This is a genomic window from Pseudomonas chaetocerotis (assembly GCF_015712105.2).
Classification (GTDB): Bacteria; Pseudomonadota; Gammaproteobacteria; order Pseudomonadales; family Pseudomonadaceae; genus Aquipseudomonas; species Aquipseudomonas chaetocerotis.
The window spans coordinates 57,801-71,628 of record NZ_JACFYX020000019.1 but is presented as its reverse complement, the minus strand read 5'-3'; the positions used below and the strand labels follow the sequence as shown (position 1 = coordinate 71,628).

Annotated in this window: 6 protein-coding genes and 2 pseudogenes; 1 reads left to right on the top strand and 7 read right to left on the bottom strand. The window is 63.8% G+C overall.

The window, feature by feature from the left end:
- Nucleotides 1-164: 164 nt before the first annotated feature.
- The 6 genes and pseudogenes from recD to H3221_RS24620 form a co-directional block, all read right to left on the bottom strand.
- Nucleotides 165-2,195, bottom strand: coding sequence for an exodeoxyribonuclease V subunit alpha (gene recD, locus H3221_RS24645; RefSeq protein WP_196476682.1), 2,031 nt, complete (start codon nt 2,193-2,195; stop codon nt 165-167).
- Complete coding sequence (gene recB / locus H3221_RS24640) at nt 2,192-5,821, bottom strand: exodeoxyribonuclease V subunit beta (protein WP_196476681.1); 3,630 nt, start codon at nt 5,819-5,821, stop codon at nt 2,192-2,194. Before recB ends, recD begins: the two co-directional genes overlap by 4 nt.
- The gene (gene recC, locus H3221_RS24635) at nt 5,818-9,231 is read right to left on the bottom strand and encodes an exodeoxyribonuclease V subunit gamma (RefSeq protein ID WP_196476680.1); all 3,414 of its coding nucleotides are present in this window, start codon (nt 9,229-9,231) and stop codon (nt 5,818-5,820) included. Before recC ends, recB begins: the two co-directional genes overlap by 4 nt.
- Before the next feature lie 82 nt (nt 9,232-9,313).
- Nucleotides 9,314-9,430 (bottom strand): annotated as a pseudogene (locus H3221_RS24630) (3-ketoacyl-ACP reductase); the annotation flags it as partial.
- Between the two features lie 238 nt (nt 9,431-9,668).
- A complete protein-coding gene (locus H3221_RS24625) occupies nt 9,669-10,553 on the bottom strand; it encodes an SDR family NAD(P)-dependent oxidoreductase (RefSeq protein ID WP_224490790.1) in 885 nt (294 codons plus the stop codon).
- Between the two features lie 72 nt (nt 10,554-10,625).
- Nucleotides 10,626-11,759, bottom strand: a complete 1,134-nt coding sequence (locus H3221_RS24620) for a Gfo/Idh/MocA family protein (RefSeq protein WP_196476679.1) — start codon at nt 11,757-11,759, stop codon at nt 10,626-10,628.
- A gap of 168 nt (nt 11,760-11,927) precedes the next feature.
- Here H3221_RS24620 and H3221_RS24615 point away from each other — a divergent pair, with 168 nt between their 5' ends.
- Nucleotides 11,928-12,848, top strand: coding sequence for a LysR family transcriptional regulator (locus tag H3221_RS24615; protein ID WP_196476678.1), 921 nt, complete (start codon nt 11,928-11,930; stop codon nt 12,846-12,848).
- A gap of 196 nt (nt 12,849-13,044) precedes the next feature.
- Here H3221_RS24615 and H3221_RS25995 read toward each other — a convergent pair.
- Nucleotides 13,045-13,530 (bottom strand): annotated as a pseudogene (locus H3221_RS25995) (methyl-accepting chemotaxis protein); the annotation flags it as partial.
- Nucleotides 13,531-13,828 lie beyond the last annotated feature (298 nt).

Here is a 13,828-nt window from a genome sequence, read left to right as displayed (position 1 = left end):
TTGTCGACCGACGCGCATTCTACACGCCTCACTTCGCTTTGCAACCCCTCTTTTAAACTTAACTTATTGATTAACAAGAAGTTTTTGAAGAGCTTCATCGCTGAAGTGGCGCGCATTCTACCGCCAGCAGAATGCACGTCAAGCAGAAATTGCAGTTTTATGACTTATAACGCTTCAAGTGCTTCACGCAGCCCGCTGCGTCGCTCCACGCGTCGCTGCACTGCCTGCTCGAAGATGCCTGGGCGACTTTCAATGAGACTGAACCAGTGACGCGCTCGCGTGATACCGGTGTAGATCAGCTCTTTGGTCAGCACCGGGTTGAGGCTGTCAGGCAGGATCAACGCGCAATGAGCGAACTCCGAACCCTGCGACTTGTGCACGGTCATCGCGAACACGGTCTCCACCGCGCTCAGGCGACTGGGCAGGATATGGCGCAAGGTGCCACTGCCGTCATTACGCGGAAATACCACCCGCAATACCTGGCGCTCAGGTGCACCTGGATATTCAGGCGGTTCCGGCAGCCGCAGCGCAATACCAATGTCGCCATTCATCAGCCCAAGGCTGTAGTCATTGCGCGTTACCAGCACAGGTCGACCTTCATACCAGCCCTGCGCCTGCTCTAGGAGCCCACGGCGCATCAACGCTTCGGCGATACGCTCGTTAAGCGCCTCCACGCCCCATGTGCCTTTACGAACCGCACAGAGCAACTGGAACCGGTCGAACGCCGCCAGGACATCACCGGCCCAGCCATCCCAGGCATGGACATCGGCACCAGGAGCGGGACGCCCGGCCTGCATCAGCTGCAGATAATGTGCATAGCCCAGCGGACGATGCTCGCCATCACCCTGTCCGTCTATTAGTAGTCGCTCCAGCGCACGATCCTGCTCGCCCGTCAGGCGCAGCACATGCAGGTCGTCCGTACCTGCTGCCAGAGTCGCACGTGCTGCCTGCGCATCGCTCTGGTTCACCGCACGCGCCAGGCGCCCGATGCCCGAGCCACTGCCGAAACGCCGTGAGTGGCGCAGCATGACGATATGCTGCGCCAGCGCCTGGTCACCGCTTACCAGCGCCGAGTCTTCCAGTTGCTCCCCCGTCTGCTGTTCCAGCCAGGTACGCGTAGCCTCGCTATAGCCGCCACTTTCAGCCTCCCGACACAGGTCACCCAGCACCGCACCGGCCTCCACCGACGCGAGCTGATCCTTGTCGCCCAGCAGAATCAGACGCGCATGCGTCGGCAAGGCATCCAGCAGGCTGGCCATCATCTCCAGATCGATCATCGACGCCTCGTCGACCACGAGGACGTCGAGCGGCAAGGGGTTGGCCGCATCGTGACGGAAATGGCGGCTGCCGGGACGACTGCCCAGCAGGCGATGCAGCGTCGTCACCTGGGTCGGAATCTGCTCACGCACCCGCTCGTCCAGCGCCAGGGACTGAACCTGCGCGCCGATGGATTCAGTCAGACGCGCGGCGGCCTTGCCCGTAGGCGCCGCAAGACTCAGGCGCAGCGGTTCGCCTGTGGCCATGGCAGACGCCTGCAGCAGCGCCAACAGACGGACTACCGTAGTCGTCTTGCCGGTTCCGGGTCCCCCGGTGATCAGCGTGAAGCGTCCCTGAGCGGCCATGGCACAGGCCAACTTCTGCCAATCGGCCAGGCGCTGGCCGTCCACCACCAGCGCGTCGGGAAAGAGTGAAGCCAGGCGCGCAGCCAGATCGGCGGGTGCGGCTGCGCTCGCCTGTAGACGCTGGGCGATGTTGCCTGCCACCTGGCGTTCGTAGTTCCAGTAACGGCGCATATAAAGGCAGGTGCCACTGAGCACCAGCGGCGCACCTTCTGATTCCAGCAGCGAGCTACCGGCAAGAGCCGCCAGCCATGACGCCAGGCTGAGCCCGGCCAGCACCTGCGACGGCAGGATCATCGCTTCTTGCGCATCCTCACCTTCCGGTGGCAAAGACAGGATGAAATCAGGGTTAGCCAATGTGGCTGCCAGGTCGAGACAGACATGCCCCTGCCCCAGCTGATGGCTGGCCAACGCGGCGCCGAGCAGCAGCAAGGGCGAAGCGTCCGGGTCCAGTTCGGCGAACAGCTGCGCCAGAGCCCGATCCAGCTCGCGCAGCCAGCCACGCTCGCTCCATGTCGATAGCAGGGAAAAGAGTTCGGCGCGATCTCGCAGCGCCGGCGTCAGCATCGCACTCATGCCGCGCCCTCCTCGGCTTCGCCCATGAACAATGCATCCAGTCGCTCGATCAGCTCGCGAGGCGGCCGGGCCAGGTAGGCGCCCTGCTGCGGTGCTCGGATAAAGAGGTAGAGCGCGCCACCCAGATGCTGGTCATAGTCGTAATCCGGCAGGCGCAGACGCAACTGCCGATGCAGCGCCAGCACATAGAGCACGTACTGCAAGTCATAACGGTGGCTGGCGATGGCCACTTCCATCGCTTCATGGGTGTAGGCGCCATCATCGCTGCCGAGCCAGTTGGACTTGTAATCCGCCACGTAATAACGCCCCTGATGTTCGAATACCAGATCGATGAAACCCTTGAACATGCCGTTGAGGGTATCGGCACGCAGCGGCTGCCTGGCGATACCTGGCAACTCGCACTGCTGCACCCACTGATCCAGCAGCCTGACGTCCACCCCGCGCGCTTCGAACCAGAACTCCAGTTCGGGCTGATACTGCGTCAGCTCCGCCAGCACCAAGGCATCCGTGCCCTCCAGCGGCAGCGGCTGGGTCAGCAGCGCCAGCAGCCAGTCCTGCAACGGATCGATCCAGCTTTCCAGTCCACGACGCTGACAACGCCTGGCCAGCGCCTCGCGCAGTTTTGACGGTTCCCGCACCAGCGCCACAAAGCCTTCCTGGGCCGCCATTTCCAGCAGGCCATGGAGGAAGGTGCCGGGGTTCGGCCCGCGCGGAAAACGATGCAGCCCCTGAGCGGAGGCCGGCAGCGGCGCCAGAGCCAGCAACGGATCTTCATCGTCGATGGCGTTCTGCATCGCCGGACTGTCGGGGGCGGCGTCTTCGTGGCGGCTGGCCTGGCGGGGCGCGTCCTCGTCCAGACGCAGCGCACTGTAGGAGGCGATCCACCAATGTTCGGCGGCGCGTCGTACAGGCGTGCGCCACTGCGGCTCGAACTGCTCATCTTCAATCATGCGATAGCGCTGCTCGCTGGCGGCCGGCACCGGCGCCACGGTGCTTTCAAACCCGGATGCAAAGGGCTCGAGCCAAGCGGTGAGTTCGTGACTGGTTGTCAGCGACGCGCCGCCACCGAGCAGGTAGCCCAACGCCGACTCATGCAGGCGCGACTTCTTGCTGTTGCCGATCTTCAGATCCGCCACACCCAGCCAGCAGGCATGCCGGGCGCGGGTCAACGCCACATAGAGCAGGCGCAGGTCTTCGCCCAGGCGCTCACGCTCGGCGCGCGCCAGGCTGTCTTCATCGGCCTTGAGCACCAGCCGGCGACGTTCACCGTCGTGGATCTGCAGCGGCTTCTTGTCGTCCACTGGGCGGAACGCACAGATGAATGGCAGGAACACCAGGGGATACTCCAGGCCCTTGGACTTGTGGATGGTCACCACGCGCACCAGTGCCTCGTCGCTCTCCAGGCGCAACACCTGCTCGTCGGCAGCCTGGCCCTCACCGGCCAGCAACTCGCCCAGGTGGCGAATCAGCGCCAGCTCGCCATCGAGTTCGGCGGCAGCCTGCTGCAGCAGTTCGGCCAGGTGCAGCAGGTTGGTCAATACCCGCTCGCCATCGTCACGTCCCATCAGCCGCTGCGGCAACTCGAAGTCCTGCAGCAACTGGCGCAGCATCGGCAGCACACCCTGGCGCTGCCAGCGCTGGCGGTAGTCGCGGAACTGCATGACGCGGCGTTCCCAGGTGCGCTCGTCGAGGTTGAGCTGCTCCAGTTCGCTCAGTGCCAACCCCAGCGTCGCGCTGGCCAGCGCCGCACGCAGCGGGCGATCCTGATCCGGCTCGGCACAGGCACGTAGCCACAGCAGCAGGTCGCGTGCCTCCTGTGCAGCGAACACCGAATCCTTGTCGGAGAGATAGACACTGCGCACACCGCGCGCAGCCAGCTCGCCGCGAATGGCCTGCGCCTCATTGAAGTCGCGCACCAGCACTGCGATATCGCTGGGACGCAAGGCACTCAGCACCCCCTCTTTGTTGAAGCCGGCCTGTCCGCGTTGCCCCAGATCCAACAGACGCACGATCTCGCTGGCCGCACCGGCGGCCACCACATCCAGATAGACGCCCTTGGCAACCGGCTCGTCGCTCGCCAACTGCCACACCGTCAGGGCTGGCTGGGCCTGGCCGCCGACGCTCCAGACTTCGCGCCGGCCCTGTGCACCCACTTCGATGAAAGGTAGATCGTCGCGCAACAGAAAGGCCCCTTCGCCGCCGTCACGCTGTTCGGCACGCAGGAAAACCCCGTTGACGGCATCGACCATGGCCTGGCTGGAGCGGAAATTCTTCTCCAGGTTGTAGTGCCGACCGAAGGTCGCCCGACGCGCACGCAGATAGGTATGAATATCGGCGCCACGGAAGGAGTAGATGGCCTGCTTGGGGTCGCCGATCATGAACAGACCACAGTCGTCGCGGTTGGCGTCGACCTCGTAGAGCGTATCGAAGATGCGGTACTGCAGCGGGTCGGTGTCCTGGAATTCGTCGATCATCGCCACCGGGAACTGGCGGCGAATCACCTCGGCCAGGCGCGTGCCGTTGCTGCCTTGCAGGGCAGCGTCCAGGCGCACGAGCATGTCGTCGAACCCCATCTCCGCGCGCTGGCGTTTCTCCCAGTCGAAGCGCTGGCGAACCCAGGCTGCCGCGTGTCGCAACGCCGCATCAGCGGGGTCAGGCAAGGCGTCGAGCTGCGCCTTGAGCAGAGCCATGGCGTCCAGCGCTGGATGACCCGGCACTTCGCCCTTCCAGGCTTCCGCAAGACCGTCGGGGGTCAGGCGAGTGAACCCCGTGCCCAGGTCGAGACGCGACTCTTCGCCGCCGGCCCACTCACGCAACTTGGCCAGCCAGGGGTTATAGAAGCGCGCCTGGATTTTCTTGCCATCCACCTGCTTGGCCGCCACTGCTGCATCCAGCAACAGCTGCAACTCATCGGCCCAGGCCAGCCAGGGCGACTTGAGCGCGGCAAGCGCCTGCTCGCGCTGCTGCAATGCGTTGTCGAGCAGTTCGCCCAGCGCCTGCGCCGGAGCCTCGCCCTCTTCACTCAGCAGCGGTCGTAGCTTTGCGCCCAGCACGGAGGGCGTGCCCCAGGCACTTGCCACCCATTGCAGCGCCGCGCCCTGCAGTGGATAGCAGTGCTGGCGCCAGTAATCGCGCACCACTTCGGCCAGCAGCTCGCTGTGGTCCGTCTCCAGGGTCTGGCTGAACAGGCTGCCACTGTCGAAGGCATGTTCACGCAGCATGCGCTGACACCAGCCGTGAATGGTGGACACTGCGGCCTCGTCCATCCACTGCGCCGCCAACTCCAGGCGACGGGCGCACTCGTCCCACTGCGTCTGGGTGAAATCACCGCGCAATTCGCGCAGCAGGTCGTCGCCCTGGGCATCGCCACGGAATACCGTCGCGGCCTCGACCAGACGCGCACGAATACGATCGCGCAACTCACGCGTAGCCGCATCGGTGAAGGTCACCACCAGAATCTGCGGCGGCAACAGGGCCTCGCGAAACGCGGCGTCGCCGCCATGACCGAGGATCAGCCGCAGGTAGAGCGCGGAAATGGTGAAGGTCTTGCCCGTGCCGGCGCTGGCTTCGATCAGGCGGCTGCCGTGCAGGGGAAACGTCAGGGCCAGAGGGCGCTGTTGACTCATGCTACGTCCTCCTCGAGTGCCTGGGGATGGCTGTCGAGCAGCGACTGGTAGAGCCGCTCGCTCCATGCCGGAAACTGGCCGTCGGCGGTGAGCGCAACGTAGTCCGGGAACTGTCGGGCCAGGCTGGCGCTGCCCTGGACTTCACCGGAGAGGTTGTAGCTCCCCTCATAGACGCTGCGGGTCTTGTCTTCGTTATTGTCCTGCAACCAGCTCAGCGAGGTTTTCAGGGCGACCGGCAACGGCGTCTGCATGCCGGCCTTCCAGGCGTCCAGCCAGGCGGTCAGCACACCGGCAGCATGCTCCACTGGCAGCGGCTCGAACGCCAGACTGCGATCCTCGCCGACCAGCAGGGTGGTCAGCGGCACACCGCAGGCTGCGGCGATGACATGCAACACGTAGGGCCGCAGCAGACGATGCCACTTCCAGCTCTTGTCCTTGTGCAGCGCGCCTGGCAACAACTCCAGGCGCGCCAGGCTGCCGTCGGCCTGCTGCCGCAGCCCGGCAAGCCAACCGTCGAGCTCAACACCGGCGGCGGTGAAGCGCAGGCGCTGCGGTGACTCCAGCAGGATCGGCCAGCACAGGCAAAGCCCCTGGTAACGCTGCACCTGCGCCGGCAAGGGCTCAAGCAAGGCGTTGCGATACTGTTCACCGAAACCAGCGAGTGGCAGGACACCACTGCGTTGCAGGCGATCGGCGGCCGCCCTCAACGCATCGTCGCTGTCCCCGTCGCCTGCGACCGCTGCCTTGAGCAAGGTCTCCTGCAACTGGTAGCGCTGCAGACCATCGAGGGCGAACGGCTCGCTGTCGAGTTGCGCCTGCTCTTCTTCGTCGAGAAACACCTTGAGGCGGCGCGTGAAGAAACACTTCACCGGATCACGCAGGAACGACTGCAACAGCTCGGGCGTAAGCTGCTGCCCCTCTTCCCAGGCTGGCAGGGAGGCAGCGCTCTCGCCCGACAAAGGCTTACCATGCAGCGCGGCCCACTCGTGGGCATAGCTGAACAACTGCGCCTGGCCATCGAAATAACGGCGGCTGAAGGGTTGCAAGGGGTGCTCGGTGGTCAGGCCATGCAGCAGATCGCCGCCACCGACCAGCGTCCAGGCACTGGCCAGATGATCACGCAGTTGACCAACCAGCACGGACGGCGGTCGCTCGCTGTTGTCGCGGATACTGCGCCCTACCCAGCTGATATAGAGACGATCACGCGCCGCCAGCAGCGCTTCGAGCAGCAGATAACGGTCATCCTCGCGGCGCGAACGGTCGCCGGGGCGGTAATCGCCAGCCATCAGGTCGAAATCCAGTGGCGCCTGGCTGCGCGGATAGTCGCCGTCGTTCATGCCCAGCAGGCAGACCTGACGGAACGGGATCGCGCGCATCGGCATCAGGGTGCAGAAATTCACCGCACCGGCCAGAAAGCGCTGACTCAGCCGCCCCTGATCGAGCCCACCCAGCCAGGCTTCGCGCACCACCGGCAACGTCAGCGCTTCCTCCAGCGTCGCAGCCTCGCAAAGCTCCAACCAGGCATCCAGCGCATCGAGCAACTGAGTCGTCAGCACCTCTTCGCGGTCGTTCTGCGCCAGGAAGAAATCATCGAACACGCCGCGCAAGCGTTCGCCCCACTGCACGGGCGTGGCTGGCTCGCGCAGTTGCTGCAGATGCCGGTCGAGGGTTTCCAGCAAGCGCGTCACCGGGCCGATCAGCGCGGCATCGAGCCCGCCAATTTCGTCGTAGGGTTCGATACCGGCAAAGGCATCCGCCGCGCCCACCGCGTAGCCCAGCAGCATGCGCCGCAGGCCGAAGCGCCAGGTATTCTGCTCCAGGTCATCGCCCAGGCCGAGCGATTGCCGCTGGGTCGCGTCAAGCCCCCAACGCACACCAGCGCCCTCCAGCCAACGGCGCAGGGTGGGCAATTGATCCTCGGCGATGGCGAAGCGCTGACGCAGTGCGGCGACATCCAGCAGGTCGAGAATCTCGCTCACGCTGAAGCGGCTGTCCGGCAGGCGCAGCAGGTGCTCCAGCGCGATGACCATCGGCTCTTTGCCGCGCAGCCCCTGGTCGGCCAGGGTGAAGGGAATGAAACGCGGATCGTCGCTGGCGAACTGGCCGAACACGGCCTGGATATGCGGGGCGTAGGCATTGACGTCCGGGACCATGACGATCACATCGCGCGGCCGCAGCGTGGCGTCCTCACTGAAGCTGGCCAGCAGTTGGTCGTGCAGCACCTCCACTTCGCGCTGAGCACTGTGGGCAACGTGAAAACGCAGCGAATGATCATGCTCAGGGTCGACCGGCGGCCAGACACTGCGCGTTTCCGCCAGTGGACGCAGGTCCAGGATGTCGTTCTGCAACTGGCCGAGCAGGTTGTGCTCGCTGGCCGGGCTGAACAGGTCGATGCGTTCGAACTGCTCGCGGTAGCGCTGCGGTTCGTCGTACTGATCCAGCAGGTTGATGTAGTCGCGCCCCTGCTTGCCCCAGGCGGCCAGCAGCGGTTGCCCGTGCTGGTGCATGTCTTCCTGCTCGAACAGACCGATCTGGGCATCTGGCCTGCCTTTACGCTGCTGCCGACGGTACTCGTGGCGCAGCAGATCCTTGTCCTCGACGATATCGCCCCAGTGGTGCTGACAGGGGTTGTGCACGTAGAGCATGACCTGGCTGAACCGCGCCATGGCCGCCAGCGCTTCCAGCACCTGGGCCGGCAACGAGGAGATGCCGAAGACGCTGATGCGCCGAGGCAGCCCGGGCGGCGGCGCGTCCAACTCGCCCATGCGGGCGACGAAGCGCGGATGCACGCCAGCGCGGCTCTCGGCCAGGTGCTGTTCGCCAACATCCTCCAGCAAGGCGCGCCACAGCGCCGGTTGCCAGCAGGAATCCCCTTCCAGAATCCGCTCGCCGCCACGCGAGGTACGCAAGCGATCCTGCCCGGCGGCCCAATCTGCCAGCCAGTCGGCGCGATAGACCTGGTACTGGTCGAACAGATCGGCCAGGCGCTCGGCCAACTGATGGCGCTTGCGCAGGTCCTGGTCATCGGCAAGAAAGCGGCGCAACGGCGCGAACGCCTCATCGGCCAAAAACCCCGGCAACAGCCGCATCAGGCGCCAGGTCAGCGGCGCCTTGTCCAGCGGCGACTGCTGCGGAATCGCGTCCTTGCCCAGCACGTTGCGGTACGCCTGCCAGAGAAAGCGCGCCGGCAGATCGACATCCAGCGCGGCAGCAATCCCGCATCCATCACGCTCGGCCAACGCCAGCTTGAGCCACTGAGCGATGCCGTTGCTCTGCACCAGCAGTACTTCGTTCTCCAGCGGCCGCAGCGGATAGCGCCGCATCCACTGCACCGCCAGAGCACGCAGCTCTTCGAGGTGGTTGCCGTGAATGACAATAAGGCCGGGGGACAACTCCGGGCTGGCGGGCATCGACTGACTCCTGGCGAAAAACGAAGCGCAAGTTTGCCAGCATTTGGCGACAAGGTGCGTCATCCATCGCAGCCCTATCGCATCAGACCAACCCACCATTGGCGCGCAATACCTGGTCTTTGACCCAGGCTGCATCCTGCCCGGCCAGAAACGACACCACGGCGGCGATATCCTCTGGCTGCCTCAGGCGCTCCAGCGGAACATCCGCCTGCGCTGGCCTGAGTGATGGAGCTATTGAGTCAGGACGACGTGATGCGAACACTCTACTGATGAAGCTTTCAGTAGAAGACTGATGCCCATGAGCGCTATGCCGGCCTGGGATGAGTCTGCACCTGACTCAAAATCCTCAAATCCAAGCCCACATGACCTGCTCCCCCGATTTGCATATCAACACCAGCCGAAACAGGGGGAATCCATTCCTGCTGCCCTCTGTTTCTTTACGCATTGAAGCCCGCATCCACCGTGATTACAGAGCCGGTCATGAAGCTGGCGGCCGGACTCGCCAGGAAGGTGACTGCGGCGGCGATATCAGCCGGCGTGCCATAGCGCCCCAGTGCGGTGAACTGTCGATTGATGTCCGCCCAGGGGCCATCTGCTGGATTCTGGTCGGTGTCGATCGGCCCAGGTTGTACCAGGTTCACGGTGATCCCCTGTGGGCCAAGATCGCGGGCAAGCCCTCGCGTCAATGCCAGCATCGCGGACTTGGTCATCGAGTACACGGTCAGCCCGGGAAAAGGCACGCGCTCGGCAACGCAGGAGCCAATGGTGATGATGCGCGCGCCACGCTTGAGATGAGGCAACGCTGCCTGGGACGCGAGCACGGCGGCTCGTGTATTTACGTGTAGCAGCGCATCGATGTCTTCGAGGCTCATCTGCGCGAAAGTACCGTCTCTAGAGATACCCACATTGTTGACAAGAATATCCAGCCCACCAAGCCCGCCGACCGCCTCCTCGATCGACCGCCGCACCGCAGCAGGGTCCGCACTGTCGGCTCGAATGGCGACAGCACGCCGACCTTTGGCCTCGATCATGCGAACCACTTCGGCAGCACGTTCCGGCGAGTTCAAAAAGGTAATCGCGACATCGGCGCCTCTGTCAGCCAGCGCCAGTGCAATCCCGGCACCGATCCCACGTGAGGCGCCCGTCACCAAGGCGCGCTTGCCTTGCAGTTCCACTGTTCGTGCAGCGCCAATCTGCTCTCCGGCCACATCGGCTTGTCTCGCCGCTGTGGCTAGGCTGGGGAGCGTGACCGCGGCAACGCCTGCTGCTGCCGTCATCAGCATCCGGCGTCTACCGATATTGGCCAGGGGTATCTCGCTCATGAAGGTCTCCTCGCTTGTGGTCGTTTCGTCGGTTGATCGTCTGTTGGCGAATAGGGGCGCAAGATAGGGTCGTTATCGAACCCCAGCCGCACGCTTCAAGCACAAGGCATTCGGGACCAGCTGTCTTTGCCCTGTCACGGCAGCACGCTCGACCGCTGCAATCAGTCGGCTGCTGTGCAATGCGTGAGCAAAACCCGGGGTGTGGTAAGTGCCCATCCTGAAGTCGCGTGCAAGACTTGCGTAAACCTCGCCCACATTAATTGCGGCGCCGGCCCAAAACTCGTCGGCCGTCAGGCCGCGCCCCGTTGCGACGGGGAGGTCGGGCAATGCAAACGGCACACTTGCCGAAAGAGTCAGGTCCCCAACCTGGACGCCCGCCAGGTGATGGCCGCGCAGCGCGAGCGTGCCTTTCGATCCGCGGACCTCCATCACGAACTGCGGGTCGCTTTCAATGCCAGCGAGGACCTGCACGGACACAGAAGCGCCCTGACTCGTTTCGGCGATCAGGTCCAGGTGATCGGCAATTTCACGGTGAGATGTTTCGCCGGTATCGACCACCGTGACGGCCGGCCAGATGAGCTTTGTCCGCGCATCGACTTCCGTGATGGGCCCCAGCACGGCCTCGACCACGTCGAGCACATGCGCGACCGTGATTGTCAGAAAGCTCGCCCCGGATGCGGCCTTGTTGAAATAGTCGTAGTAGCTGAGCGTGCTCGGGCCGTAGCCGAATGTGGTGGCTTTCACGTTCGCCGAGAGCAATGTTCCAAGCTTGCCCGAGGCAATGATCTCGATGGCGCGTCTTACAGAAGGGTTCAACCGCCCCTGCAATCCGATCGCGGTATGCAGCGATCCCGTGGCAGCGGCCATTTCTTCGGTCTCCGCCAACGTCGCGCCCAGTGGAGCTTCGCAATATACGGCTTTGCCGGCTTTCAGAGCGGCCAGAACCAGGTCCCTGTGCGCCGGCACTTTCACCGCAACGGTGACAAGATCGATGCTGTCGTCGCGGCAGAGATCGTACGGATTCGAGTACCAGCGCTCTGCACCGAAGGCTTTGGCGGCCGCCTTGGCACTTTCTTCCTTACGGGTAGCGACAGCCGCGAGTTTCAGTCCGGGTTGCGCCACAATGGCGGGAATGTGGGATGCGCCGGCCCAACTGGCCCGAGTATCGGCGCCGATGATGCCGATGCGCAGAGGCGTGTTTGTCATGGCATGTTCCTTCCAGTGAGAAGATCGGTGGAGGCGTGAGCGGTACACGTCGGCACACTTCGATATACGCAGCCGCTTGCTCGATGGACATGACGTTACGCCGACGATTGGCAGTGAAAAAGAGCCCAAAACCCACATCAGTGTTAACTATTTATTTACAATGCGCGCATGACTCCATCACTGCTCCCCTCGCTTGCGTGGTTTGCCCACATAGCCCGGCACCGCAGCTTTTCGCGTACAGCAGAGGCCATGGGGGTTTCACGGGCAGCGCTATCGCAAAACCTCAAGGCTTTGGAGCAAGAGCTGGGGGTGAGGTTGATAAACCGCACCACACGACACATGTCCCTGACCGAAGCGGGACAGCAATTGTTCGACACCCTGCGGCCCAGTCTTGGCGAGATCGAATCTGCCATTCGTAATCTTGGCGACACGACAGGGGTACCCTCCGGCCTGATCCGGATCAACACATCCCGCCTGGCGGCCAAGGCCCTGATCGAACCGCATCTGACAGAGTTTCACGCGCGCTTTCCGAAGGTTGCCCTCGAGCTGGTCATGGCAGATGGTCTGTCGAATATCATCGCCGACGGATGTGACGCAGGCATACGACTGGGGCAAGCGCTGGCTGAGCATGTGGTCGCCGTACCGATCAGTCCGCCTCTGTCTATGGCGGTCGCGGCTTCCCCGGCCTATCTCGAACGGCATGGCACCCCGAAGGCTCCCTCGGATCTCGCCGCGCACAACTGCATCAACTATCGGTTCGCGGGCAGCGGTGCACTGCATGACTGGGACTTCACCGAGCCCGGCAAGAACGGACGCCACTTTACCCAAGCGGTAACCGGAAGCCTGACCGTCAACGACGATGGCTGCATGACTCGGGCGGCCCTTCAGGGGCTTGGGCTGATGCAGATCGTCGACATTGCCATTCAGCGACCACTGGCAGATGGTCGCTTGGTGCGCGTCCTGCACGATTGGACTCATCACCATGCGGCCTTCTGCCTGTACGTATCCTCACGGGAACAAATGCCCGCCAAGATGCGTGCATTGATCGACTTCCTGGTAGAGAAACGAGAGCAGGTTCTACACCGTTAGAACGCTGATTTCACTGAGAGCGATGCCCTGGACTATTGATCTGAACGGTTCGACTCGCAGCCGGCTGAGGCGCGGGACATCCATACAGCAGCATAGAGATCACCGCAGCCAATCCCGGCGCCAATCTTCTCTCCGCCCACAGGCAGCCTGTGGGACAGGATGAAACCTCGCCCACAGGCCCAAGGCATTGACCTGGCTAGATACGGAACTGACGTACCAGAGAGCTGAGGCGATCACCGAGGCCGGCCAGGCTGCGAGCAGTCTGGGCGCCACGCTCGGTTTCGTCGGCGACGCTGTCCACGGCGACGGCGATCTGATGCACGCTGCGATTGATCTCCTCGGCCACTGCCGTCTGCTCTTCAGCGGCGCTGGCGATCTGCGCGTTCATCGCATTGATGGTGGCAATCAGTTGAGCAATGGCATCGAGCGATTCGCCGGCCTTGTTGGCCTGCTCGCTGGTCAGCTCGCCAGCATCGCTGGAACGGCGCATCGAAGTGACTGACTGCTGGGTACCCTGCTGCAGGCGATCGATCATGCCCTGGATTTCCTGGGTGCTCTGCTGGGTACGGCTGGCCAGCGCACGCACCTCATCGGCGACCACGGCAAAACCGCGCCCGGCCTCACCGGCACGGGCGGCTTCGATGGCGGCGTTGAGCGCCAGCAGGTTGGTCTGCTCGGCGATGGAGCGAATCACGTCGAGCACGCTGACGATGGACAGTACGTCCTGCTGCAGGTTGTCGAGCGATACGCCGCTGCTGCGAATGTCCTCGACCAGCGAGTGAATGCGCTGAATGCTGCCATCGACCACGCCTTTGGCTACCTGCCCTTCGCGATCAGTCTGCTGCGCGGCTTCGGCGGCGCTCTGCGCGCTCTTGGCGACTTCGTGAGCGGCGGCCGACATTTCATTGATCGCCGTGGCCACCTGATCAGTTTCGTGGCGCTGCTGCCCCATGGCCTGCTCGGAGCGCTGCGCCTGCTCC